Raw genomic sequence first — 25,907 nt, 5'->3', positions numbered from 1 at the left:
TTACTTCAAAAGTTCTTTTATTTTCTTTAAAATCTGCTGGGCCTGGACGATATCGAAATCCTCATGATCCTTCTTTTTAACACCGCTATGTCCAAGTTGGTAGTGAATGTCAGGGAGCAGCCCGTGACGATCCAGACAAGCCTTTGCACAGGCCAGGGGACATCCATCTATGGCTATGATCTCAGAAGCCTGCTTTGCTGCTTTGACCATCTTTTTTACATCACCCCCTAAACCGGCAATGCAGGACATATCCGCCAGCCGCGAGCGGTCTAATTGTATGGCCAGGTAATTAGCCATTTGCGCTGCGCTTGAACAACCGGAACAGGAGTATACAAGCCTTTTTCGTTTTAAAAACATAAACCTACAATTCTTTTACTTTAGATCACAAGCTTTTTGATTTGCAGTCGTCATGCCGAATTTATTTCACTGTTGTCCGGTAAAGTTTTAAGTAGCATTTAAAAACCCTTATTCTGGCCTCCAATGAGGCCTTTTTTGTTCATACTAGATTCCAAGCCCCCGAAATCTTAAAAATTACAATCGTATTTAAAATTCGGCTGTCCGGTAAACATTTAACCAAATCACACCTTTTTTCTGCGTTTGACCGCTTATGGTTGCCATACAGCACTTTCAAAGGTTTTTATCGCAGAATATCGCAGCCATTTTGATTCCGGCTGTCCGGTAAACATTTTACGAAAATCTTTTACCGGACAACAGTGAATTTATTTCGGCATCTCTTGAAGCTATATTTAGAGCACCAGCTTAACAAGAGGTCCTGAAACAAGTTCAGGATGACGAAGAAACGATTCGCATTTTTACCTCCAGTTACTGCAAACGAAAAATAAAAACCTACAAGTCTTCTATTTTAGAGGTGAGCATCTCCGGGTTAACTCCGAGGCCTTCCGACTGACCCTCAATCACACCATCTGGCCCGAGAACGCTCAGTACATTAGAATGGCTGAAACTGCCATCGGGCTGTTTCTTATATTTAATATTTAATATCATAGAAAGCTCCCTGACCTGCTCCGGATCCCCGTGCAAAAGCACCCATTGGTCGTCAAGCTGCATCTGAGACGCAAACTGCTTCAACCTTGCGGCATTGTCGTGGTCGGAATCAAAACTCACCAGCACAAACACAACTTTATCCTTCTTATCGCCGGGAACCTGGCTCGCTACAGCCTTCATATCTGCTATGATCCTTGGACAGGCAAAGGCACAGCGGGTAAAGATCATGGACATGACGGGTATTTTGCCCCGGAGCTCTTTCAATTGAAGGGAATCACCGTTCTGATCCTCCCACGTAGTTTCAAGGTTGTAAACGGATTCCGGAGGCAAAGCCGGGCCAGGCTCTTTCCCAACATCCACTTTATTTCCTGAGCAACTATAGATAGCCACAAAGGCTAAAGTGAGTAAACATGCAATTATCTTTTTCATACTATTCTACGTTTTTTGAACACCTGAAACCCAGGTTATTTACGGTATAGTTTGCCTTCAGGCTACTCCTGAATGCAAAGCGCATAAATGCGGCATAATTTTTCCGGTCGGACACCCCAGCTGAACCCGCAGCACAAAACATATTCCTGTTAAGTTCTGCATTAGAACGGGAGTCGCCCTCAAGCATCACGCTGTTGAAATCATATACCCATTCCCAGATCAAACCATGCATGTCCTGTAGCTTATAAGAATTTGAGGGAGCAGAACCAACGTTCGGAAGGGTAACCGGATTTGGTTTACTGTACCAGTTCAGAATAATTTTGTCAATATCTGAATGATCTGGTTTGGCCTTTGCGGCATATTCCCATTCTTCCAAACCGGGCAAGCGTTTGCCTTTCCATTTGCAGTATGCAGATGCTGCAAACCAGGAAACGTTTACAACGGGACTATTATCCATCTTTTTATCCCTGCTGATCTTAAAATCGCTTTCCCAGTGCTTTAGGTAGCCGGCATCTGCATAGAGTCTTGAAACCTTAGATCTTGACCATATAGGGTTTGCCTTTACAAATTCGAGATACTGGGCGTTGGTAACGGCATGGACATCCATGTAAAAGGTTTTTACTCTGATCTTTTCAGCCTGGCTATTCTCATAGAACCCTTTATAGGTGCCAGTGGGAATTTTGACCATACCCCCCTGCGCGAAGCTCTTCATGGTAGCCACAGAGCTCACAGAAAATTCGCAGAGGAGCACAGAGATAAACAGACATATTCTGTGCTTGTCTGTGAAAAACCTCCCTGCTCTCTGTGTTAAGAACTTATTTTCCATTTCTAACCTTCTTTACCTCCGCCGCCTTCACTAATCCATCTTTATTCCCAAAATTATTTCGCACATAAGTTAATATGCTTGCAATCTCATCGTCTTTTAACTGCATTTGAGGCATCACTCCATCATAGTCCTTCTTGTTCACCTTTATCTTTCCAGACAATCCATGCAGCAGAATACCTATCCCCTTGTCCTTTTGCGACATCAGGTAATCTGATTTAGCCAATGGTGGGAATGCATCACCAAGACCTTCCCCGTTTTTCTGATGACAGGCAGCACAATTTGTTTCGAACAAAACTTTTCCCTGGCTTATGCGCTCTTCAAACGTCTTTTCGGGCACCGCCACTTCCTCCTTTTCAGGCGTAATAGACTGAACGGCTGATCCCTCCGGCAGATAAACCATATCCTTCTGTTTTCCGGAGAATAACTGGTGATTCTCCTCCCCCACTACCTTGATCTGAGCCAGCGCGCCTTTATTGAAAGTTCTGAAGATGGAATGATCTACCAGGTTCAGGGTGCCAGGAACTTCACATTTAAACTCGACAATGGCAGCACCGCCAGCCGGAATCAATGTTGTTTGAACATTATTGTTTACTAACGACCCGCCTTCAACCCATACTTTGTCAAAGATTTCTCCGATCACATGAAATGAGGATATGAGACCCGGCCCCCCGTTTCCCACAAATAAACGCACCGTCTCTCCCACTTTAACCTGCATCGCCTGATCGCCTGAGCTGGCCCCAACAGCGCCATTGAAAACTACATAATCGGGATGTTCATCAAAGGCTTTTTCCATATCAAAGGAGGTCAGGCCCGGCTCTCCAAACTTCGCTTTTGTATAAAACTCACTCTGCATAATGTAAAACTCCTTATCTACAGGAGGCAGTCCCTCTTTCGGCTCAACGAAGATGAGTCCGTACATGCCATTTGCTATATGCATACCTACCGGAGCAGTTGCGCAATGGTAAACATATAAGCCAGGATTGAGAGCCTTGAAAGAGAATTGGGAAGTATGTCCCGGGGCTGTCATGGATGCTTCAGCACCGCCTCCAGGCCCTGTTACAGCATGCAAATCAATGTTATGAGGTAGTTTGTTGTCGGGATGATTACTGAGGTAAAACTCAACCTCATCTCCCTCCCGGATACGGATAAACTTACCAGGCACTTTTCCCCCAAAGGTCCAGAAGTTATACTCCACCCCATCAGCAAGCCGCATCACCTTTTCGATAACTTCCAGCTTTACAACAACCTTTTCAGGTGAATCGTATCCTGCGGATTTCGGAACGTTTGGAGCATCTGTAAGAACTGCCTCGTATTCGCCAACTACCTTGTCGCTACCTTTAGTTTTTGCTGGTTTTGAGCAGCTGATCAAACTTATTCCATAGATGATAGATGTGATAAAAAGTAAGAAAGAATTGAGTTTCATATCTTGGGATTCTAATGGTTAAAATACTTAGACTTCAATAAAAGATAAAAACATCTTTTATTTAATCAAAAAAATGGTATTATCTAATCGCTCAAAAGAAATTAAAGCGTGAACCATAAAAAATGACTTGAGTAACTTAATAATATGTTTTGCGTCATTTAAATAGAATTCGCTCACATATAATTATTTATAGGACATATATTAAACTACAGTGACAATTTTATTTAAACTTTTATTGTTTTTTAGAGCTTATACTCCGTACATTTGTATAACATTTGAAACCTAATCGACATCGCTATCGTATAAACTACTACATTACATCTATTTACTGAGGGATTGATTATGAAGAAAAGGATTTTTCGTGGGGCAAGTTTCATACTTCTTACATTAAGCTTACCTGCAATTGGCTGGAGTTTAAAAGATAGTGATGAAATTAAATCCACCACCGTACCAAGTCACAATACGGAAATTCGTGCAGAAGAAACAAATGCAGTAAAACTTTCATCAAAAGTACTTTTCGACCAATACTTACAGGATCTGTATACAAGTACTAATCTTAAACAAGCATCGCTTGACTTCGAAGTTTTCAAAAAAGCGCTTACCGGCTATTATAACTTTAAAAATTCAAATCTTATTTCCACTGAAAAACAAGTTATCTCAATAGTGGATTTTACAAAAGCCAGTACAGAAAAGCGTCTTTGGATCATCGATATTGCTGCCAAAAAATTATTATTTAACACTTTGGTAGCGCATGGTCAGGGCAGCGGTAACAACTATGCAACCAGCTTTTCAAACACCGCAAATTCGCATCAAAGCAGTTTAGGGTTTTACGTAACAAGTAATACTTATTTTGGAAAACATGGCCTTTCTTTGAAATTGAATGGCATGGATACGAACTATAATACAAATGCCCTGGATCGCGCAGTAGTGGTACACGGTGCAGAATATGTAAGTGAAGAGTTTATAAAACAACACGGACGCTTAGGTCGCAGCCACGGCTGCCCCGCTCTTCCCGTTGCATTAACTCCAGCCATTATTGAAGCTATCAAAGGCAAAACAACCTTGTTCATTAATGGCCCCTCTGAGAAGTACGCCTCGACTTACCTGGATGAGGAGCTGGCGCTTACAAACTTTGGACAGGGATCGCAGTTACAAGCTACTTTGTAATTTTGAAATACTTTCAAAAAAAGGAATTCGTATCTACGGATTCCTTTTTTTGTAAATTAAACTAAAAGTTAAGCAGGATCAAGTGGAAAAGTTGGGGGCGGCTAAGCGCATTAGTGCCAAACTTTTTAAAACGGTCGTCATGCCGATCCTGAATCAAGTTCAGGATTCGGCAACTCCTGGACTATAAAGAACATGCTTAAGCAAGAGGTCCTGAAACACTTTCAGGATGACGAAGGAAAGAACATCCCCAAACTTTTCCGCTTGATGCGTTAAGCAGGGGCTGTAATGTTGCCGGGAAGAGTAGGTACCGAACCCGTACCTAAAGCCTATCAAGCCCGTACCAGGTTCGGAAAAACCAAAACAATTCCCGGCCTTTCTACAGGTTAACTAATTTTACTCAAGCCTTCTTTCCACAAACTTTCGAGCGTCTATCAGGCCTTAGCCCGCTGATACTGAATTGGCCATTCGATCTCAGCGCTCAGGACTTTTGCGGCGTGAAGAGGGAAATATGGATCACGCAACATTTCGCGCGCCAGCAACACCATATCTGCTTTACCTGAGGAAATGATTTCCTCCGCCTGTTCAGCATCAGTAATAAAACCTACTGCTGCAGTCATTACTCCCGAACTCTTTATCGCTTCTGCAAACTCTACCTGGTAACCAGGTGCTACCGGAATGGCAGCCTTAGGAACATTCCCACCGCTCGAGCAATCAATAAGATCCACCTCTTTAGTGTTTAATACACCGGCAAGTTCTACAGAGTCCTGTTTATTCCAACCACCTTCTACCCAGTCTGTGGCCGATATTCTAACGAACAGTGGAAGGTCCAATGGCCAGGCCTTACGTACAGCCTCTACTACCTCTATTAAAAACCTTATTCTGTTCTCAAATGAGCCTCCATAGTGGTCGATCCGGAAATTAGACAGCGGTGATAAAAACTCGTGCAGCAGGTAGCCGTGAGCCGCATGAATCTCAAGCACCTTAAATCCCGCCTGTAATACCCGCTTCGCCGCTGTATAAAAGTCATTTAAGATACGTTCCATATCTTCCGACGTCAAAGCGTGTGGTAAACGGTGCCCTTCCGAAAAGGGTATGGCGCTAGGCGCCAGAGTTTGCCAGCCACCCTGCGCCTCAAATAAGAAACGGCTGCCGTTCCAGGGTTCATTAGTACTAGCCTTTCTGCCTGCATGTGCCAGCTGAATGCCTGCTACGCTTCCCTGGGCATGAATGAAATCCACAACTTTGGTCAATCCCGGGATGTGATCATCCTTCCAGATGCCTAGGTCTGCCGGTGTTATCCTGCCTTCCGGCGATATCGCCGATGCCTCGGCGATAATTAAACCGGCACCACCCACGGCCCTGCTGCCCAGATGCACCATATGCCAGTCATTGGCGTATCCATCCTCGCTTGAATACTGGCACATAGGCGATACACCTATTCGGTTCTTAAATTCAATTTCCCTGATTCTTAAAGGGCTGAAAAGCTTACTCATAATATGACCAAAATATAAAAGACAACGACAAATTAATAATGTTTAGAGCATTGAAGCGTAAATTGACATATACGTGGCCCTACGCACAGAAAACATTTAGTGATACCGCCAGTTATTTACAGATGAAAACCATACACCTAACATATTTAATCGTATTACTCTCGTTTACCGCTTTTGCGCAAAGCTGGAAGCCATATAAAATTGACGATTCTGTCCAGGTTTCCTTACCATCTGGCTTTGAAAGGAAAGATACGGTAGGCCAGACAATGATTACAGGGAGTACTTCCTTTGGAAACATCCTGATCACGATCTCCCCCGATAATACCAAATCAACTCCTGATATCGAGAAAGAGAAGCAACTGGAGACCTATTACGACAATTTCGTATCCAAAATTAAAAGCTCTTCTAAAAATGGATCGATCAGCAATGAACGAGATACGTTAGTGGGGAAATTAAAAGTGAAAGACGTCAAGCTATCCGTCGATAGCGGCAGCGGGAAACAGCACAGAAACATCCGGATACTGCATGTCAATAATGCCACTTATACCTTTCAGTTTCTTTACCAGGACATTCATACCGAATATGCACTGCCGGAAAGCACCATCTTCTTTTATTCAATGAAGATTCCGCCTGATGCCGGCCTTGAAACACAATTCACCAATCCCGAAAACACTACGGGGCAAAGCCCGGCCAATAAAGATAATTCTCTTTATATCTACGGCGGTATTGGGCTTGTGATTATAATTGTTCTGATACTTTTGATCAGGCGAAGCAGGAGGCACTAAGCCAGGTTAGAAAACGATTATATTTTTTTATGTTTGAGCCAGAAAAATACTAATTGCTTATACATGCAGAACAACTATTTCCGGAAAAAACCATTGTCTGCAATTTTATCGGATGCCAGTTCAGGATTTAGTGACGGCGAAAACCCTGAATCCGGAGCCCCCCGTTTAAATAAAGTTTTAAGGGTTAAAGACCTTACCTTTATGGGTATTGCGGCAGTTATCGGAGCCGGGATCTTTTCGACCATAGGCCAGGCTGCGTTCGACGGAGGGCCGGGTGTCACCCTTCTCTTTGTAATAACCGCTGTCACCTGCGGTTTTTCTGCTTTATGTTATGCGGAGTTCGCTTCACGCATCCCCGTTTCCGGAAGTGCTTATACCTATGCTTATGCTTCCTTTGGCGAGCTGGTGGCCTGGATTATTGGCTGGGATCTGCTGATGGAGTATGCTATTGGAAATATCGCTGTCGCCATCTCCTGGAGCAAGTACTTCACTAATTTACTACAGGGCTTTAACATTCATATCCCGGCGTATCTCACCATGGATTATTTGTCGGCTTACCGGGCAAGCGAACAAACCGCATTACTTGCCTCCTCAGGAAAGACCTCTGAAATAACCGAAACGCTGAAATACCAGGCTGAGGCCTGGAATACTGCGCCGGGTGCCGGAGCATTTAAATTTATTGCTGACATTCCAGCCCTGGTGATTGTAGCACTGATCACCTGGCTTGTTTATATCGGCATAAGGGAAACTAAAAAAGCGACCAACGCCATGGTATTACTCAAAATAGGGGTAGTGGTAGCGGTTATCATACTTGGTTTTTTCTATGTAACACCGGCAAACTGGAGTCCTTTTTTACCGAATGGCTTTTCAGGCGTAATGAAAGGAGTTTCGGGTGTATTCTTTGCATACATTGGCTTTGATGCCATCTCTACCACAGCTGAAGAATGCGAGAATCCACAAAGGGATCTCCCAAAAGGTATGATATACTCTCTCCTGATCTGTACGGTACTTTACATCCTCATTGCGCTGGTGTTAACGGGCATGGTCAACTATAAAGAACTTCAGGTTGCCGATCCGCTAGCTTTTGTATTTGAACGCATCGGACTTGATAATATCAGCTATATTATCTCTATCAGTGCAGTTATAGCCACCGCCAGCGTATTGCTGATCTTCCAGATGGGGCAGCCACGCATCTGGATGAGCATGAGCCGGGACGGCCTTTTACCGAAAGCTTTTTCCCGGATCCATCCCAAATATAAAACACCATCTTTTGCAACCATTGTTACCGGTTTTGTGGTGGCTGTGCCTGCCTTGTTTATGAACCTGACGGAAGTGACCGATTTGACGAGTATCGGAACTCTCTTTGCCTTTGTTTTAGTTTGTGCAGGAGTATTAGTACTTGAAGAGGACATGGAAGCGCGACCTGGCAGATTCCGGATACCCTATATCAATTCAAAGTATATTGTTCCGGGACTTACCCTGGCGGCGTTCTTCGTATTCTGGTCGCCTTTGGTTAAGCTTTTCGTTTATACAGGCGACTGGCACAGCTACAAAGATGTACTCCCCTACTTCCTGTTTATTGTACTGGCGATCGTGGTTTCAGTACTTTGTTTCCTTAAGAACCTGTCCCTGATACCCGTGTTGGGTTTATTAAGCTGCTTTTACCTGATGACCGAGCTAGGCTATACCAACTGGCTGCGTTTTTTAGTATGGTTGGGATTAGGCCTGCTTATCTATTTCAGTTACAGCTATAAAAACAGCAAACTCCACCTAAAATGACTGGCTGTTGCGGCTTAGAAACTCAAAAAGCCTGTATGCATCTTCTTTTTTAAACAGCTGCGTTCCTGAATTCATGGTCGCAGCGCTGCCGCAGGCCACACCCATTCTTACCATTTCTGAATAGCTTCCATCCCGGGCCAATACAGATACCATACCGGCCACCATACTGTCACCTGCTCCTACTGTACTGAGCTTTTTTACTGTTGGAGCAGGCACATGTTCTGTAATATCCTTTGTAACCAGGTAAGCCCCCTGAGGGCCCAAAGAAACCACGATGAGTTCAGTTTTTCCTTGCTGTATAAGCTCTTGAGCGGCCTCGTCAGCCGAATCATTGTCAAGGCTCTCCTTTCCAACCAGCTTAGCCAGTTCACCCAAATTTGGTTTCAAAAGAAATACCCCTTCTTCTACCATTCGCTCCAGCGCTTCGCCCGAAGTATCAGCAACGATCCTTGCTCCTTTCACTTTCAATTGCCTAACCATCTGCCCCAGGAAAGACGGATCTATTCCAGGAGGGAGACTGCCACTAACGATAACAAAATCGGGGAAGGGTGACAATTCAAGTAAGGCCTTCATGATAGCATCCTGTTCTTCGATTGAGATGCCGGAGCCTGGCATGCCAAAACGGAACTGCTGGTTCGTACCGGTTTCGACCACTATAAAGTTCTCGCGGGTTTCTCCTTTAACTTCAATCGGCACTGCGCTGATCCTTTCTTTTTCCAGGAGTTCCTGCAACAAGCGGCCAGTGCGTCCTCCGGAAGGAAAAAAGGCCCGGGAGTTCAGCCCTAACCGCGACAAGCCCCTGGACACATTCACACCGCCACCCCCGGGTTCGAACTTAGGCTGTTCGCATCTCAATTTCTTTTCTGGCACCAGCTTATCAATGCTTGTGCTTTTATCAACCGTAGGGTTAAGCGTAACGGTAAGAATAGTTTTCATAAGGATTATCAGATCTTGTTTTTGAATACTTCCCTGCTGCTGTTTAAAACGTTTTCGTCACCGAGGAAGGTCCAGCGTATATCGCTTACATATTTTTTTAATACTTCATTCATTTCTTTCAGGGTCACTTTCTGAATTCGATCTGCCGATTCTTCAGCAATACGCCAGTCGCCCATAATTTCTGCATTACCCAGGGCAGCAGCGATGGCACCACTGCTTTCTTCCTTCATATAGTTGCTGGTTATGAAGTTGCTTTTTCCCGATTGAAGCTCGTCTTCGGTAAAACCGGTCTCTCTTAAGCGCCGTAACTCTTCGATCATCACTTCTACCGAGGCTTTAGCTTCTGTAGTGCTTACGTACATAACAGCAAGGGGCATAAGCCGCGTGGATGCATAAGCATAAGGGGCGTATGAAAGATTCCTTTTGGTACGTATTTCGCGGAAAAGCTTATTACTGAGATTAGAGATCGCCAAACGGAATGGCAGAAAGTCGGGACTATTAACTTGCGGAGCGTTGAAGCTTCCGGTAATATAATTTGTAGCCAGCTGACGCTGTTCAGATAATAGTTTACCTGTGGCGGCAGGAACGTTAAGAACAATTGGTTTATAGGTCTTCACAGGCAAGTTGGCAAACGAGGCCTGGATCTTTTTAATTACCTGTTCTTTGGTGATCTTTCCTACGATTACAATAAACATCCTCTTTTTGTTGAGTAGTGTATTGTAATAATAATCCTTCACCTCCTGAGCCGATAATTTGTTCAAAGTCGATTCTTCACCGCCAGGATTAATAGCGTAAGGGGTGCCGGCAAATGCATTTTGCATCGTTAACTGCTCTATCCTGTCATCCGGATCAGATTCAGACTGCTTAACACCCGACACAATTTTATCCTTCAGCATACCTAGTTCGCGCTGATCAAAAACGGGATTGGATACGGCTTCGGCAAACAAATCCCAACCTTGGTCAAAGAAGCGCGAAATACAGGTCATACTAATTATACCATAGTCATAATTGGAAGAGCCTCCCAGGTCGATACCATAACTTTCCGCCCGGTCTCTGAAAGCGTTACCGCTATACTTTTTTGTGCCGCATTCTGTGGCAGCAGCAAGGCTCAGGTTTTCAAGTCCTGCTTTTTCCGCAGGATAATTAGCTACTCCTCCGCGGTAATACATGTTCACGTCGATCACCTCCTTGATGGTAGGCTTAAGGATGACTTTAATGCCCGCTACGTCAAAAGAAGTTGCGGTATTCTGTCCAAACACGCTGACAGAAATGAATAGTAAAAATATATGGAGATGAATATGTTTCATTCGGGTAATTTGTTTATTGTAATGATCTGCCAATGTTTGTGAGCAAGCCTGGTTTCATTTATAAGTAGTTCAAGGTCTAAGCTAGGGTGCTTTAAAAAAAAGCTCTGGCTTTATTTGTTGTTTTGCTTCAGCGCTGATCAGCATTCCGGAGGCATGCGGTTTGTTTTTAATATACTTCCGCACATATTGTTTTAAGTCCTCACGGTTTACTTTTCTCAGATTTTCAATGTAGGAGTTAAGATAGTCGATAGAAGCGGCAGCCCACCAGAACGAAATAGTATGGGTAAAGTTCGACGTGATCTCCTCATCTTTGACCTGGCTGATCTCCAATTGTCTCTTTGCTGTTTCGATCTGCGCATCGGTGATATAGCTGTCTGTGTCCCATAGTGCAATCTGTTTATTAACTTCTTCAATACATTCTTTAATCTTCGCCGGATTCGGAACCACAAAAACACTAATAGGCCCCGTATGTTTTAGCGTAAGATAACCAATGTTTGCCTGTAGAGCCAGCCCTGCATCTACAAGCGCCTGGCTAAATTTAGATGAGTTTTGATTGATAATGAAGGAGAAAACATCTGCTGCATAAGTAGCTTTAATGTCGTTACGGGTATCTGGGCCATGCCAATTCATCATAATGAGCGGTACCCGCGACAAATTAGACTCTACGATAAAATAGTCTGTTTTTTGTAGGGGCTTAAATTCAGGCACCGGCCATTTCTTAGCCGGATCAAAGCCTGAAGGCTGCCAGTCGCCAAAGATCAGTTCGGCGTTGCGAAATACTTCTTCGTGCTTTACATCGCCTGCAATGGTGATCAAGGAGTTATTAGGCCAGTAATAACGATTTTTAATAGTATCCATTTGCGCAGGAGTTGCAGAGCGAATTACATCATGGTCACCAATAGTATTTTTGCGGCTGTATAGATCGCCCCAAAGCCTGCGGTTCATCTCGTCGTTTAAGGCGAAATAAGGATTAGACTCGTTGCGCTGGAATTCTCCATCGACCACAATATTCTCTTTTGCCATCTCATCCTTATCAAACTTGGGGTACCTGACCGCAGAATTCATGAATTTAAGTCCTTCAACCAGATTGAACTTTGGCAACGTGAAATAATAATTGACCAGCTCGTAAGATGTGGTTCCGTTAAACTGAATACCAAGCTCACTTACCCTGTTCAAAAAATCTTCCTGACTCGGATAATCCCTGTTTGCTTTAAAGAACATATGCTCGTACAAATGACTCAGACCATTGTATTCGGGAGTTTCGGTATAAGCGCCGTTTTTGACTGCAAGCTCAATCGTTGCAAGCGGCACACTGCTATCTTCCACAACCAGAAGGTCGAGCCCATTGGCAAGTTTCTTCTGGAACATGTTTGGCGGAAGTTTTGAAGAGGATTTTGTTTGTTGAGCCAGCGAAGCACAAGTAATCAAGCTGGCCATTAAAAGACAATAGAGTTTTTTAAACATATTTATTTGCTTTCGGTAAATATATCAGAAAAATCGAACACTGCTAAACTATTCAAAAACTATGAAATTAAGTTCCGCATTGCTGCAAGTCCTCAATAAAACACATGAACCTTCAAGTATGATTAATTTAACATTCAAAGGAAATGATCTAGCTATTAAGACCAACGAAGACGGTGAAGCTATATTGCTTTTCATTGGAAAATTGACGTCGGAAGGCACTGTCAAAGGCGAAAGATATGCGCGGCGATTGAAGAAGGACGACAAGGGAAACGTAATAAAGGACCATTGGGAACTAAAAGGAAAAGCAAGCTAAAACTGAAACTTACCGAAAATCATAAACCTTTGCGCAGATTAAGTGTTTCAAAACAAAAAAACTTGATATGCCTTCAAAATCAGTAATTGCCTGCTGCCATAGCTTGCTTTCTCATAATCTTACAATTGCTTTTGCGGAGAGCGCAAGCACCGGACGCCTAATTTATGACTTCACATCTGTCCCCAACTGTGGTGAGATAATAAAGGGCAGCATAGTTTGTTATGACCGAAGTGTTAAAGAGGGCTTAATGAACATCCCCTCTGAAGTTATTGACAAATACACAGCTGAATCACCAGAGGTGACTCAATATCTTGCTGAATCGTTAAAAACGCTTATACCTGCCGATGTGATTGTAGCGGTAACCGGCCTGGCATCCGAAGGGGGAAGCGAGTCTGAAGAAAAACCGGTAGGAACCATGTTCGTTCATGGTTATGTGAAAGACAGGGCATGGAAAACTAAGTTCCAGTTCGAAGGAACTCCGGATGAGATAGTAGCTCAAACAATTGACGCTATTGGTACTGTATTGCTTGATGAGCTGAGTAATGTATAGTAAAGCTGAGCACGATTTCGAAAAGATCTAAAAGGAAAGGGGCTTGATTATGCTCTAGCCCCTTTGATTATCCTTCTTCTGTATCCGGTTTTCTGCTGTGGAGATTTCAGGCTATCTACACCAAACCATCCGTTTTGAGCCTTATATGTGGTTTCCGGTTGTTGACGGATAGAATCTGTCGGACTAAATTTCATTAAACTTTCTTCTAGCGAGGGGGACACAAAGTTTCTCATATTTCTTTTATTTAACACACTATATTTAAACACACGTTATCTCCTTGTATACAGCAAAATGTATTCCAACAACATTTTTACATATTAAAAACATCCTATGCTCTTCAGGTTTTCAAAACTTAGCTTCAAAAAAAGATCCTAGGATTTTACATAGCCGAGCCAGAATCTTATTATAAAGCAAAAGATGTCCTTAATACAGGACCTATTCTAGTTTTTAGTACAAAAATGCTACAATGAGGCTTTGTGCTGGGATCAGCTTAGGGTTGGCTAAGTGGTACGCCTGCGCCAGCACGGTTATAAACAGATTAAACGTAAAAGATAATTAATATCCTTAAATGCAGTGATGTAGATCATACTTTTCAGGCAGCTTATTCCGGACCTTTGATGTAGAAAATAAAACATCATGGCTATCCAAAAAATTCAAACCAGCGAAGCTCTCTCTTTAGGTAACACCACAGAGTTAAATTTAATGCAAAAATTTAATGCTTTCGCCGACGCACAAGAAAAAATATCCATTGTATGGTGGCTCTTATCGCTGATCCTGATCGGAGGATTCTTTTTACCCCTGACCTTTCTTTTGGTTTATTCGCTCGGGGGGCCAACTGCACCATTTCTGGCAATCAGTATGATTTCGTTTTTGCCTGCATAGTTGCCAACATGGGCGGTGTGGGAATAAGGATGAGCCTTTCTACCTTTTTCTTTAGCGTTATTGTTCACGTTTTAATGATCGCAACAACTTTAATTGCTTATGTATAAATAAATGTTCATGTTACCCATCGTTGATTTTTAGTTAGAGCCTTATTGTGCCTTGCACAATAAGGTTTTTTGTTTAAGTTAGATCGAGTAACGACAACCAGTTGAAAGACTCTCAAGTTTATGCAGGATATTGTCGTGCAGACTTATGAGATGACGGACCGTGTTTGTATAGCCTGGACGCCGAACTTATTTAAAAACTCCACTCCTTCGTCTGATGGCAGGCCTTTATACTGCGCGTACGACTTTTTATAAATCACCTTTTTTATTCCTGAAGAGAAGATTAGCCTGGCACACGGCAAACATGGGGAAAGGGTAACGTATAAGGTGGAGCCTTCCAGATCCGCCCCATTTTTTGTCGCATATAAAATAGCATTTTCTTCAGCATGAAGTGCAAGGGAGCAGCTTCCCCGGGCGTCACGAGGGCATCCGGTTTCTGGCCATTCCTCGTCACAATTATGCGTATGAGCCGGCGGCCCGTTATAACCAATAGAAATGATTCTGGTGTCTTTAGTGAGAACTGCTCCGACCTGAGCCTTTACGCAGTGCGAACGTAAAGCCAGATCTGATGCCAGATTCATGAAAATATCTTCAAAGCTCGGTTTATTAAACAATGTTTGTCCTCCTTCTTTTCGCAAAGCTAACATTTCAAAATTTGGATTTTAATTCGGCAAATAGATTTAATTTCCGGATATTTCAAAACTTTTGGATTTTTGAATCATTAAAGTTTAATGTTAATGATTTTATCATTTAAAATTGCATATTCGCAAATTTGCAACGGGCCAAAGTATGCTTGAATCAATTATATCAGGTATTGGATTAGGGATAGTGTTATCATTTGCAACTGGTCCGGTATTTTTTGCTTTGCTAAAGACCAGCATTGAAAAGGGGTTTCATGCAGGAATGTGGCTGGCTGCAGGAGTGGTATTGAGCGATCTCGTGTATGTTTCGCTTGCTATCTATGGCTCCTCCTTCATTAAATTTGAAAATCAATACCGGATGCCAATAGGCATTGCCGGAAGTGCTGTGCTTTTTGGAATAGGCTGCTATTACCTCTTGAAGAAAGTTAAGATAAACTATCAGAATACGACCTCAGCAAGACGCAATACAGGATACTTTTTTAAAGGATTTCTGATGTGCATATTTAATCCTTCACTTTTACTGTACTGGATAAGTGTGACAAGCAGCCTTATTTCAGTAAAAGGTAAATTAGATGCTGATGAAATAATACCTTTTTTCGGGTTCATACTCATCACCCAATTCAGCATGGATACCTTAAAGGCTTATTATGCCAATAAGTTCAGGTATCGCATTAAAGAAAAGACAATAATTTTACTGAACAGGGTTGCAGGAGGCTTGATATTGATCTTTGCACTTAAACTGATCTGGAGCCTGGTTTTTACGGAAAGTTTGATATAAAAAAATCAAAGAAGGCCCTCCGCACGGACCCACTATGATTTCTTAGCATTGTACGGAAACTTATTCCTTCGTCGCCCTGAACCTGTTTCAGGACCTCTTGCCTAAGCAAGTTATCCAAACATGGTTCAAAAGATGCCGAGAACGTCATCCTGAACTTGATTCAGGATCGGCATGACGATTAAGCAATTTCGAGCTACCACGCCTACCTGGAGCATAAAACCTAAACGTACGCTCTCTGGTTCTTTCCTTCTACCCAATTCATAAATGCGCGGTTCACTACTTTATTTCCTCCAGGAGTTGGGTAATCACCTGAGAAGTACCAGTCGCCCAAATGTTCAGGACATGCAGTATGCAGGTTCTCCAGCTTCTGATAGATCACTTCCACTTTGGCATTTATTCCCTTCGGAGAAATGATCTGCGCAATTCTCGCTGAAATTTCCTCATCTGTAAATGGCTCATATATTGCCTTAATATAATTTGGCACTATATTTTTATCCATATTAACTGAGGCTTTACACTTTTCATAAGCATCCCAGATAATATATTCTCTGCCGCTTTCTTTTAGCAAGGAAATTGCTGCTTCGAAAGCGACAAATTCGCCCATACGCGACATGTCAATACCATAGCAATCAGGATAACGGATCTGAGGCGCAGAGGAAACGATCACAATCTTCTTAGGATTTAAACGGTCCAGTATTTTAAGGATACTTTGTTTTAATGTGGTACCTCTCACAATTGAATCGTCAATAACCACCAGGTTATCCTGGCCAGCCTTTATCAGGCCATAGGTAGTGTCATAAACATGAGATACCATATCCTGCCTGTCGGCATCCTGGGTGATAAAGGTACGTAGCTTGGCATCCTTGATAGCGATCTTTTCTACCCTCGGAGCCATACTCAACATTTCTTCAAGTTCCTCATCGGAGATCTTATCTGCCCTTTTTAACAGGGTATCCTTCTGAACTTGCTTAATATATTTATGCAAACCTTCTACCATTCCGTAAAAAGCAACTTCGGCAGTATTCGGAATAAAAGAAAACACCGTATTTTTTAGATCATGATTTACAGATCCCAGGATCTGGGGAACAAGTAACCTACCCAGCTGCTTACGCTCGCGATAAATAGCAGCATCACTGCCTCGTGAGAAATAAATACGTTCAAAGGAGCAAGACTTATGTTCGGCAGGTTCCCTGAACTGCTCTTCAGAAATCGTTCCGTTCTTCTTTATAATTAATGCATGCCCTGGTTTAATCTCTTTTATCTGGCTAAAAGGAACATTAAACGCAGTTTGTATCGCCGGACGCTCAGAAGTAACAACTACTATTTCATCGTCAATATAATAATAAGCAGGCCTGATACCTGAGGGATCACGCATTACGAATGCGTCTCCGTGACCAAAAATGCCTTCTATGGTGTATCCGCCATCCCAGGTTTTTGCCGAGCGGCGCAATATCTTCGCTACATCCAGATTGTCGGCTATCAGGTGACTGATCTCCGCATTACTGTATCCCTGCTTTTTAAACTGATCAAACAATTCCTGATTCTCGTCGTCTAAAAAGTGGCCAATCTTTTCCAGTACGGTAACCGTATCGGCTTTTTCTTTAGGATGCTGACCCAATTCATACAGCTGCTCAAGAAGTTCATTAACATTCGTCATGTTAAAATTTCCCGCAATTACCAAATTTCGGCTCATCCAGTTGTTTTGACGAAGAAATGGATGGCAGTTCTCCACACTATTCTTTCCATGGGTTCCATAACGCAGGTGGCCCATGAGTACTTCGCCGGTGAAACTGACATTTTCCTTTAACCATGCAGCATCCTGCATCAGGTCGGAAGGGATATCAGCAAATTTCTTCTGAACGTATTCAAAGATTTCAGACACCGCAGAAGAGCCCATAGCTCTGTGTCTGCTGATGTAACGGTTGCCCGGGGCAACATCAAATTTAATTGTAGCTATACCTGCACCATCCTGCCCACGATTATGCTGTTTTTCCATCAGAAGATACAGCTTATTCAGGCCGTAAAGCGACGTGCCGTATTTTTCCTGATAAAAAGAGAGAGGTTTTAAGAGACGAATGAGGGCGATGCCGCACTCATGTTTTATCGATTCACTCATGACTGTTTATGAGTATGCAAAATTAAGGTTTTAATCGAATTAATTGTTATAACATTTAAAGGAAATTCACCAGGAGATCAATGAAGGGAATATTCCGAATAAAATGACACAAAAAGTAAGAATTGCAATAATAAAAATGAGTGGATCCTTCGCATTCTCAATATTGTAAGGGTTTGCAGATTTCCGCAAATAGGCATTCAATGGAATTTTCAGATAATAGAATAAAGATACAACTGTGGTAAGAGCTCCGGTAATGAGCAGGGCTACCATCCATATGGAGCCCGACGAGGTATACTTTTCAAAAGCAGCAGAAAAGACATAGAGTTTTGCCAGAAACCCTGCTGTTGGCGGAAGGCCTGTGAGCGAAATTAAGATCACTACAAAACAGACCATTTCTGCCTTAAGAACACTACCTAAACCCTTGTAATCATCAACCTCTGTGGCCGCCGTTTGCCGTTCAATTCTTCCGGCGAGCATGAATGCCGCCATATTCATTATAGCATATATGCTGAAATAAAAAACCAACGACTGTACTCCATAGTCGGAATTTGATACCACCGCCATCAGAGCAAAGCCCGTATGCCCAATTGAAGAGTAGGCTAGCATTCTCTTGATGTTATTTTGCCACAGGGCAGCAAAGTTCCCTACGATCATCGTGATGATAGCGACAACTGCGAAGGTAGTTTCAAAATCAAACACTTCTTTAGTCTGTGATTGCTGATCATAAAACGGAAATAGAAACCGGACCAGGATAGCAAAGCCCGCAATCTTGGGTGCCGTAGACAAAAAGGCGGTGACGGGAGTAGGTGCGCCTTCATATACATCGGGGCTCCAAAAATGCAGAGGAACAAACGACAATTTAAAACCGATGCCTACCATGGTTAAAATAATCGCCAAAGCTGTCGCCGGTTCCGGGATCTCACCTAAGTGAACAATAAAATCAGGATCGCTAATATTGATTGTGCCGGTAAAACCATATAACAAGGAAATGCCATAAAGCATAATTGCAGAACATGCCGATCCAAATAAGGCATACTTCATGGAAGCTTCAGTTTGCCTGTTTCCGGCAGATACGTAACCGACCATTAGGTACGAGCCAATAGAAACCATTTCAATAGAAATATAGATCATCAGCAGGCTCGTTGACATCGCCATCAAATTTAATCCAAGAAGAACCGCAGGTAAAAGCATGTACAGGTCGCCCACTCCTTTTGCGTGGCTTTGTAAATTCCTGTCGTACCTGATGAACAGTGCAAACAAAAGAACCACAAAGGCAAAAATGAACTTAAAGGAAACAGCTACCTGATCGAGCTGAATATTTTCGAAGAACAATAAACGGACATCGGCACCAGCCTCGATCTGTTTGAAACTAAAGAAGACTGAGATAATAATCCCGGTAATGCTCAGCCAGAAAGCGGCAGACGATCGTTTTCCCTGAAGGAATAAGTCGGCGACTATAACAACAAGGAAAGTGAGCACCAAAACAATTTCTGGCAGGATATAAGGTATCCCTGAAAGCGTGTCCTTTAGCAGACCAGATAAAAAAGGCAGGTATTCGTTCATCTTATCTCAAATTCACTAAACGAATTAATTCCAATACTGAAGCATTCATTTTATCAAAGGCCAGAGAAGGTATAATACCCAGCAATAAAGCCATAACAGAAAGTGATGTAAGGGCGAAAATCTCGCGACCGTTCAGGTCTGTAAGCTTCTGCCTCCAATCCTCCCCTCCCCACAAGCGTGTTTTCCCAAAAAACATTCTTTGCAGGGTCCAGAGCAAATATGCGGCACCTAACAGCATACCCAGAGAACCACAAACAGCCATCCAGCGTGGAAGTAATCCGTTGATACTTTCTGAGTTAAAGGCACCGATCAAGCTGAACGCTTCGGCAATAAAAGCAGAAAAACCCGGTAATCCCAACGAGGCAAAAAAAGCGATCATCACAAAAGTGGTGTACTTAGGCATGATCAAAGCCAAACCCCGGAAATTAGGGATTTGCCTGTCGTGCACCCGTGTATAGATCACTCCTACAAGAAAGAAGAGCATGGATGACAAAAAGCCGTGGCTGATCATCTGCATCATGGCTCCGCTTATACCTTCAGAAGTGACCGACGCGATACCGAGCATCACGAAACCCATATGCGATACCGAGGAATATGCAATGAGCCGTTTAAGATCTTTTTGTGCCAGGGCGTTTAAAGCTCCGTAAATAATAGAGACCACGCCGATCAGTCCCAACCACCAGGCAGATTCAATAGCCGCATCGGGAAAAATACTGAAACATATCCTTAATATGCCATAACCTCCTATTTTGAGCAGGATCCCTGCAAGTATTATGGATACAGGTGTAGGAGCTTCCACGTGTGCATCAGGGAGCCAGGTATGCAAGGGAACAACAGGCACCTTGATTGCAAAGGCGATAAACAACACGATGAACGCCAGTAACCGTGCCGGAATACCAAATAACTCCTGATTGGCTAAAGCCGAAAAAATAGATCCCTGAACGTAATTGTCAGGGTTCATCATATGCAGCATGTTAAAGGTATGATTTCCGGTTTGCGGGTCAGTTACAGAAAAATACAGCCCAATGATAACCAGCAACATAAACACTGAGCCAAATAAAGTATACAGGAAGAACTTAATGGCAGCATACTCACGTCTTATGCCTCCCCACATACCTATCAGGAAGTATAGCGGAAGCAGCATGAGTTCATAAAAAACGTAAAACAAGAAGAAATCGAGCGCACAAAAGACCCCCATAACTGCAGTGTCTAACAAAAGGAAAAGTGCAAAAAAGCCTTTCAGATTGTCTTTTATTTCCCATGAGGATATGAGGGCAACAAGCATTACCAGGGAGCTTAGCACCAGAAAGGGCATAGACAAGCCGTCGATACCTAAAAAATAGTCTATTTCAAGCGCTCCGAAAGAACCGAGATCAAGACGTATCCAGGGTAATCTTTCAACCAGCTGATATTTACTCTGAGTGTCAATCCCTGAATAGACAGAACCATCGAAATTCAAATATACGTAAGCACTCAGGAGAAGCTGGACAACAATCGCTCCGAGAGCCAGATATTTATAATGCTGCTGCCATATCGATGGAAGCAGAAGTATGATCAGCCCTGCAACTAATGGAATAAATATCAACAAAGAAAGCAAACTCATATAGCCTGGCTAAAGTATTTAATAATGAAAAATGAGAGAACTATCAGCAACATAGTCACCAGATAATGCTGCAAACGGCCGGTCTGAAAATGACGCGCGAAATTACCAATTATTTTTGTGACAGAGCCCGCTCCGTTCACAACGCCGTCTACCACACGGCGGTCAAGCCACTGAGAAAGTCCTGCAATAAGAACCGTTGCTCTTCCCAATAAATTGACGAATCCGTCGACTACAGCCTTGTCAAAAGCGAAAACCGAACGCGATAGCAACAGTATACCATTTACAAAGCTATTCTGATATATTTTATCAAAGTACCACTGATTCTCCGCGAACCGGAATAAAGCAGAGTTCGAAAGATCAGGAGACTTCCCCCGTTTTACATACCAGGTAAAGCTCAGGTATATGATAAGCACTGCAAAAAGATTAACTGCAGCCGGGATGAGTGTGTGGTAAATATTGACTCTCCCTATGTTCGAGACCACATTCAGGCCTTCAATGATCCATGAATGCTCGTAATGAAGTGGATTAAAAGAGAAAAAAGGGAATAAGCAAAAGGTTGCAAGGGCTACTAAGACATACGTCATGATCTTCGGTGCTTCATGCAGGGAAAACGTCTGACCACAAATATCATTTAGCCGGAGCCTGCCAAAAAACACCTTAAATATCAATCTTGAAATATAGAAAGCCGTTAACCATGATGTAATGAGTGCTGAGTAGGGAATTACTTTCCAGAAACCCGCCTGCCCTTCCGACCATTCAAAGGCCTGAATAAGTATGGCATCTTTTGATAAATAGCCTGATGTCCCCGGAATTCCTATCAATGCCAAAGCAGCAAGAAGCATGGTGATAAATGTAAGGGGCATAAACTTCCTTAATCCTCCCATCAGCCGGATGTCCTGGTGATCAATATCCAGCTTGTATTTTTCCTTCAGGTGATGCATTTCATGTATCACCGCGCCCGCCGATAAAAATAACAAACACTTAAAGAAGGCATGAGTGATCAGATGAAATATAGCAGAGCCATAGGCGCCTACGCCCATTGCCAGCATCATAAACCCGAGTTGTGAAATAGTGGAAAATGCCAATATTCGCTTAATGTCATTTTGGACGAGGGCTATCGTAGCCGCCATAAATGCAGTAAATGCCCCGATCACAGCAATTACCAGCAGTACCTCCGAGTTAAATATGGGATAGATCCTGCCTAATAGAAATACGCCCGCTGCTACCATCGTTGCAGCATGAATAAGGGACGACACCGAGGTTGGTCCTTCCATGGCATCGGGTAGCCAGGTATGTAAGGGGAACTGCGCCGACTTGGCAGCAGCACCAAAAAAGAAAGCCAGCCCTGCTATGGTAAGCCAAATATCCGGCATTTTGTTAGAGCTGAACACCCAGAAGCCATTTTGAATGGTAGCATGACTTACGAAGCCACCTTCACTAAAAAGAAGGCTGATATCTAATGTCTGAAACTGCGTAAAGATGATCATGATTCCCGTAAGGAAGCCCAGATCGCCTAACCTGTTCATAATAAAGGCCTTTTTATTGGCTTGAACCGCAGCTTTCCTGGTGAACCAAAATCCAATCAGGAGATAGGAAGAAAATCCAACTAGCTCCCAGAACATGTATAAAAGCAACAGGCTATCTGTAATAACCAGGCCGAACATGGAGAAACAGAACAAGCCGAGATATGCCCAATAACGGAACAAATAGGGATCACCCTCCATGTATTTAAGGGAGTATATATGCACCAGTGCAGCGATCAATGAAATCAGCAAAAGCATTAAAGCCGAAAGGTTGTTGATTAAAATGCCAGCTTTAAAATGCCAGTTGCCAATTGTAAACCACTCCAGCTGCTGATGAACAACCGGTTGGTCCCATACTTTAATAAAAACAAGGACAGACAAAAGCAGACTGAAAGAAATATTTAAAATGGAGAAAAATGCGCCGCGGTCAGTCCTTCCCGGAACGAGCAGAATACCGGCAAACGAAAGCAAGGGCATCAGGGTGGCTACCAAAGCCAGTATACATGTTGTTTCCTGTGTAATCGTATCCAAATCAGTTCCTTAGATTATCAATTTTAGTTGGGTCGATCGTTCTGTAATATTTATATACGTTAAGTATAATTGCCAGCGAAACTGCCACCGCTGCAGCAGCTAAAATTATAGCAAAAAGAGCGAACACTTGCCCGCTGGCTTCAAACTTATCGTGTTTGCTAAATGTTACCAGATTGAGAATAGCTGCATTCAACATTAATTCAATTCCTACCAATATCATGATCGCGTTTCGCTTTGACAACACGGCGTAGATGCCGATGCAAAACAAAGCCGCACTGACAAACATAAAGTGCGCTAATGGAATCATACCTTTCTTTCCTTTCTGGCGAGATGCGCAGCGCCTATCAAAGCCATCATGAGAAATACCGAGACCACTTCAAATGGCAGCAGGTAACGGGTCATTAAATTTATACCGATATAATGAATAGTATTATCCGAAGCCTTCACGGTATTTTCCTGCGATTCTTTGACCCATTGCAATTGGCCAATGTCTACCAGAGAAATCGTCCATATCAGCACTAAAAAGAACACCAGTGCCACAAATATTCCTGGCAGGTGATGTATCCCCAAAAACCTCGACCGCATAGGTTTAGGGTTATCCAATATCTGTTTGTTCGAAAGAAGAAAGGCAAAGATCATCAGCACCAAGACTCCTCCAACATAGATCACGATCTGGCTAAGGGCAATAAAGTCGGCCAAAGCAAAAACAAACAAGCCGGCCATTGAGAAAAGAGTGATGAAAAAAAGAAAGATCGAATGAACCAGGTTTTTTGTGGCGACAACAAACAGAGCCGACGATAGCACCATTGCTGCGAAAACATAAAATATTATTTGTTCAACGCTCATTACTTACCTTCTTTAGCTTTTGCTGCAGCTTCTTTAGCTGCCTGTTTATCTGCCTGCTGCTTAGCAAGTTCCTGTCTCTTTTGTTCAGCCTCTTCGGGTGTCATTTCAGAAAACTTATAAGTAAGTTCCGACAATTGTGTCACACTTCTGTCGTACTGGTTGGTCATGGTGATGCACTCAGTTGGACATACAACAGTACACAAACCGCAATACAGGCACTTAGCCATGTCAATATCAAACTTAGCTGCGTGTAAGCGCTTCACCGTTCCATCCGAAGTTTGGCCCAGAGGTCCTGTTCCTTTGATACTTTCAATCTCAATACAATCAACCGGGCAAATTTTGGCGCAGAGATCGCATACTATACAGTCATCGATTTCCACATGCAGCTGGTAACGCCCTACTTCGGGTACCGGTATCTTTTCTTTGGGATACTGTACGGTAACCACCCCTTCCTGTTGTGAAAAATAGTTATCATCCTTAACATCAATGCTTTTACGCTTTTTTGCAATAGCAAAAAAATGCTTCAATGTAAGAAGTAAACCCTTACAAGCTGTAGTAAATGCCGATATCGTGTTTTTTATATTCAAATTACATTATTAATAATCGCCAAACTCCGGAAATGGCCATGCACAAAAAGGCCAGAGGTGTCAAAACCTTCCAGCACAAATCCATAAGATGATCTACACGGAAACGTGGTAAGGTCCAACGAATCCACATTTGAACAAATACAACAAGCAAAACTTTGGCTGCAATCCAGAAAACACCCCAGGCCGCTCCGGTTGTCCATTCAGCTAATTTTATGTTCCCGATATTAGGCAGAGGAGTATTCCATCCGCCAAGGAACAGTATTACTCCAAACATTCCTACCAGGAACATCATAGAGTATTCCGCCAGGAACACAAATGCAAACCGTATTCCTGTATATTCGGTATGGAAACCCGATACCAGTTCTGATTCAGCTTCCGGAATATCAAAAGGAGCTCTGTTACATTCCGCAAGAGAGGCAATAAAGTAAACAACGTATGCAACTATCAGGTGGGGAGCCCTGAAAATATTCCAGGCGAATATCCCGCCGGTTTCACTGACATCCCAAAATCCCAAAAACTTTGAACCCTCCGTACTTAATACACCCTGTTGTATGGCGATTTCCTGAAGATCAAGCGTCTGTGCTATCATCACAGCCGAGATAATTGCAATCCCAGCCGGTATCTCATAAGAGATCACCTGGGCAATGGAGCGTAAGGCTCCAAGTAAGGAATATTTGTTATTTGATCCCCAGCCAGCCATTAATATACCCACTGCTTCAACAGAAACTATGGCAAATACATAAAGCACTCCCAGGTTAAGAGATGCAGGAATTAAGCCTGGCCCCCAAGGAAGGCTTGCAAAGCCCATGTATACAGAAACAAAAATAATGACAGGAGCAGCCACGAACAGCACCTTATCTGCAGCTGCAGGCGTAATAAGCTCTTTCTGAAGCATTTTAAGAATATCCGCGATTGTTTGCAAGCTCCCAAACTTACCTGTTTCCATCGGGCCTAAACGATCCTGAATAAAAGCAGAGACTTTCCTCTCGGCATACACCGCAAACAAGGCGAATACTGCAGTAAAAGAGAACAGTAAAAGTGCTACAAGAACATATGTGATGTAAAAGTTCAATTCCGAAAATCTTGTGGCAAACTTAAGCAATAGGAAGGAAAATAGCTTGTTTTTTATTGATTAATGAAACAAGCATGATACAGAGCGGATCTCAAAAAAAAGAGGCCGTCTCATAAGCAATTATGGGACGTTTTTTTTTATACTCAGATTGAAAGATTCGGCTCCATAACTTTTACTTTTAGCGTCC

At 42.9% G+C, this 25,907-nt stretch carries 25 protein-coding genes; 7 read left to right on the top strand and 18 right to left on the bottom strand.

The annotated features are described in order from the left end of the window. The 4 genes from J3P37_RS20955 to nirK form a co-directional block, all read right to left on the bottom strand. Positions 1-357 (bottom strand): putative zinc-binding protein, encoded by a 357-nt coding sequence (locus J3P37_RS20955; protein ID WP_256013539.1) that lies wholly within the window; start codon positions 355-357, stop codon positions 1-3. 489 nt (positions 358-846) lie between these two features. Beyond that, entirely contained in the window at positions 847-1,431 is a 585-nt protein-coding gene (locus J3P37_RS20950; RefSeq protein ID WP_256013537.1) for an SCO family protein, read from the bottom strand. Between the two features lies 1 nt (position 1,432). After that, entirely contained in the window at positions 1,433-2,257 is an 825-nt protein-coding gene (locus J3P37_RS20945) for a formylglycine-generating enzyme family protein (protein WP_256013535.1), read from the bottom strand. Next, on the bottom strand, positions 2,247-3,680 hold the full coding sequence (nirK, locus tag J3P37_RS20940; protein WP_256013534.1) for a copper-containing nitrite reductase: 1,434 nt from the start codon (positions 3,678-3,680) through the stop codon (positions 2,247-2,249). The genes J3P37_RS20945 and nirK overlap by 11 nt, the downstream gene beginning before the upstream one ends. Positions 3,681-4,022: 342 nt before the next feature. Here nirK and J3P37_RS20935 point away from each other — a divergent pair, with 342 nt between their 5' ends. Continuing rightward, positions 4,023-4,847 (top strand): murein L,D-transpeptidase catalytic domain family protein, encoded by an 825-nt coding sequence (locus tag J3P37_RS20935; RefSeq protein WP_256013533.1) that lies wholly within the window; start codon positions 4,023-4,025, stop codon positions 4,845-4,847. 431 nt (positions 4,848-5,278) lie between these two features. Here the strand turns inward: J3P37_RS20935 and J3P37_RS20930 are convergent, their stop codons facing one another. Further along, on the bottom strand, positions 5,279-6,340 hold the full coding sequence (locus tag J3P37_RS20930; protein WP_256013532.1) for an NADH:flavin oxidoreductase/NADH oxidase: 1,062 nt from the start codon (positions 6,338-6,340) through the stop codon (positions 5,279-5,281). A 122-nt stretch (positions 6,341-6,462) separates the two neighbouring features. Between J3P37_RS20930 and J3P37_RS20925 the strand changes: the two genes are divergently transcribed. After that, complete coding sequence (locus J3P37_RS20925) at positions 6,463-7,125, top strand: hypothetical protein (protein WP_256013531.1); 663 nt, start codon at positions 6,463-6,465, stop codon at positions 7,123-7,125. A 63-nt stretch (positions 7,126-7,188) separates the two neighbouring features. Further along, positions 7,189-8,904, top strand: coding sequence for an APC family permease (locus tag J3P37_RS20920; RefSeq protein ID WP_256013530.1), 1,716 nt, complete (start codon positions 7,189-7,191; stop codon positions 8,902-8,904). Here the strand turns inward: J3P37_RS20920 and J3P37_RS20915 are convergent. The 3 genes from J3P37_RS20915 to J3P37_RS20905 all read right to left on the bottom strand — a co-directional run bounded on the left by J3P37_RS20915 (position 8,896) and on the right by J3P37_RS20905 (position 12,515). Continuing rightward, a complete protein-coding gene (locus tag J3P37_RS20915) occupies positions 8,896-9,840 on the bottom strand; it encodes a 1-phosphofructokinase family hexose kinase (RefSeq protein WP_256013529.1) in 945 nt (314 codons plus the stop codon). The genes J3P37_RS20920 and J3P37_RS20915 overlap by 9 nt on opposite strands. A gap of 8 nt (positions 9,841-9,848) precedes the next feature. Beyond that, positions 9,849-11,147 (bottom strand): M16 family metallopeptidase, encoded by a 1,299-nt coding sequence (locus J3P37_RS20910; RefSeq protein WP_256013528.1) that lies wholly within the window; start codon positions 11,145-11,147, stop codon positions 9,849-9,851. An 81-nt stretch (positions 11,148-11,228) separates the two neighbouring features. Continuing rightward, positions 11,229-12,515 (bottom strand): M16 family metallopeptidase, encoded by a 1,287-nt coding sequence (locus J3P37_RS20905; RefSeq protein WP_256013526.1) that lies wholly within the window; start codon positions 12,513-12,515, stop codon positions 11,229-11,231. Positions 12,516-12,729: 214 nt separating this feature from the next. Between J3P37_RS20905 and J3P37_RS20900 the strand changes: the two genes are divergently transcribed. Together J3P37_RS20900 and J3P37_RS20895 are read left to right on the top strand one after the other, a co-directional pair. Next, complete coding sequence (locus J3P37_RS20900) at positions 12,730-12,924, top strand: hypothetical protein (protein WP_256013524.1); 195 nt, start codon at positions 12,730-12,732, stop codon at positions 12,922-12,924. A gap of 67 nt (positions 12,925-12,991) precedes the next feature. Continuing rightward, positions 12,992-13,474: a CinA family protein gene (locus tag J3P37_RS20895; protein ID WP_256013522.1), complete on the top strand. Its 483-nt coding sequence runs from the start codon at positions 12,992-12,994 to the stop codon at positions 13,472-13,474. A 47-nt stretch (positions 13,475-13,521) separates the two neighbouring features. Here the strand turns inward: J3P37_RS20895 and J3P37_RS20890 are convergent, their stop codons facing one another. Further along, a complete protein-coding gene (locus J3P37_RS20890; RefSeq protein WP_256013519.1) occupies positions 13,522-13,668 on the bottom strand; it encodes a hypothetical protein in 147 nt (48 codons plus the stop codon). A gap of 442 nt (positions 13,669-14,110) precedes the next feature. Here J3P37_RS20890 and J3P37_RS20885 point away from each other — a divergent pair, with 442 nt between their 5' ends. Beyond that, on the top strand, positions 14,111-14,356 hold the full coding sequence (locus J3P37_RS20885) for a hypothetical protein (RefSeq protein WP_256013517.1): 246 nt from the start codon (positions 14,111-14,113) through the stop codon (positions 14,354-14,356). Positions 14,357-14,606: 250 nt separating this feature from the next. Here the strand turns inward: J3P37_RS20885 and J3P37_RS20880 are convergent, their stop codons facing one another. Beyond that, positions 14,607-15,041 carry a deoxycytidylate deaminase gene (locus tag J3P37_RS20880; RefSeq protein WP_256013516.1) on the bottom strand — a complete coding sequence of 145 codons (435 nt, stop codon included), beginning with the start codon at positions 15,039-15,041 and terminating at the stop codon, positions 14,607-14,609. Between the two features lie 208 nt (positions 15,042-15,249). On the opposite strand from J3P37_RS20880, the gene J3P37_RS20875 reads away from it, so the two are divergent. Continuing rightward, the gene (locus tag J3P37_RS20875) at positions 15,250-15,879 is read left to right on the top strand and encodes a LysE family translocator (protein WP_256013515.1); all 630 of its coding nucleotides are present in this window, start codon (positions 15,250-15,252) and stop codon (positions 15,877-15,879) included. Positions 15,880-16,099: 220 nt separating this feature from the next. Here J3P37_RS20875 and J3P37_RS20870 read toward each other — a convergent pair whose 3' ends face one another. The 8 genes from J3P37_RS20870 to nuoH all read right to left on the bottom strand — a co-directional run bounded on the left by J3P37_RS20870 (position 16,100) and on the right by nuoH (position 25,720). Further along, positions 16,100-17,995 carry an amidophosphoribosyltransferase gene (locus J3P37_RS20870; protein WP_256013514.1) on the bottom strand — a complete coding sequence of 632 codons (1,896 nt, stop codon included), beginning with the start codon at positions 17,993-17,995 and terminating at the stop codon, positions 16,100-16,102. 66 nt (positions 17,996-18,061) lie between these two features. After that, positions 18,062-19,558, bottom strand: coding sequence for an NADH-quinone oxidoreductase subunit N (locus J3P37_RS20865; RefSeq protein ID WP_256013512.1), 1,497 nt, complete (start codon positions 19,556-19,558; stop codon positions 18,062-18,064). 1 nt (position 19,559) lies between these two features. After that, complete coding sequence (locus tag J3P37_RS20860) at positions 19,560-21,161, bottom strand: complex I subunit 4 family protein (RefSeq protein ID WP_256013509.1); 1,602 nt, start codon at positions 21,159-21,161, stop codon at positions 19,560-19,562. Beyond that, positions 21,158-23,215: an NADH-quinone oxidoreductase subunit L gene (gene nuoL / locus J3P37_RS20855; RefSeq protein ID WP_256013507.1), complete on the bottom strand. Its 2,058-nt coding sequence runs from the start codon at positions 23,213-23,215 to the stop codon at positions 21,158-21,160. The genes J3P37_RS20860 and nuoL overlap by 4 nt, the downstream gene beginning before the upstream one ends. Position 23,216: 1 nt before the next feature. Continuing rightward, positions 23,217-23,522 (bottom strand): NADH-quinone oxidoreductase subunit NuoK, encoded by a 306-nt coding sequence (nuoK, locus tag J3P37_RS20850; RefSeq protein ID WP_256013505.1) that lies wholly within the window; start codon positions 23,520-23,522, stop codon positions 23,217-23,219. After that, the gene (locus J3P37_RS20845; protein WP_256013503.1) at positions 23,519-24,061 is read right to left on the bottom strand and encodes an NADH-quinone oxidoreductase subunit J family protein; all 543 of its coding nucleotides are present in this window, start codon (positions 24,059-24,061) and stop codon (positions 23,519-23,521) included. Before J3P37_RS20845 ends, nuoK begins: the two co-directional genes overlap by 4 nt. After that, on the bottom strand, positions 24,061-24,648 hold the full coding sequence (locus tag J3P37_RS20840) for a 4Fe-4S binding protein (protein ID WP_256013502.1): 588 nt from the start codon (positions 24,646-24,648) through the stop codon (positions 24,061-24,063). The genes J3P37_RS20845 and J3P37_RS20840 overlap by 1 nt, the downstream gene beginning before the upstream one ends. Before the next feature lies 1 nt (position 24,649). Continuing rightward, positions 24,650-25,720: an NADH-quinone oxidoreductase subunit NuoH gene (nuoH, locus tag J3P37_RS20835; RefSeq protein WP_256013500.1), complete on the bottom strand. Its 1,071-nt coding sequence runs from the start codon at positions 25,718-25,720 to the stop codon at positions 24,650-24,652. Positions 25,721-25,907: the final 187 nt, after the last annotated feature.

Source organism: Desertivirga xinjiangensis (assembly GCF_024436435.1).
Classification (GTDB): domain Bacteria; phylum Bacteroidota; class Bacteroidia; order Sphingobacteriales; family Sphingobacteriaceae; genus Desertivirga; species Desertivirga xinjiangensis.
Note: the sequence above shows the minus strand (reverse complement) of the source record. Positions and strands in the feature narration are given on the sequence as shown.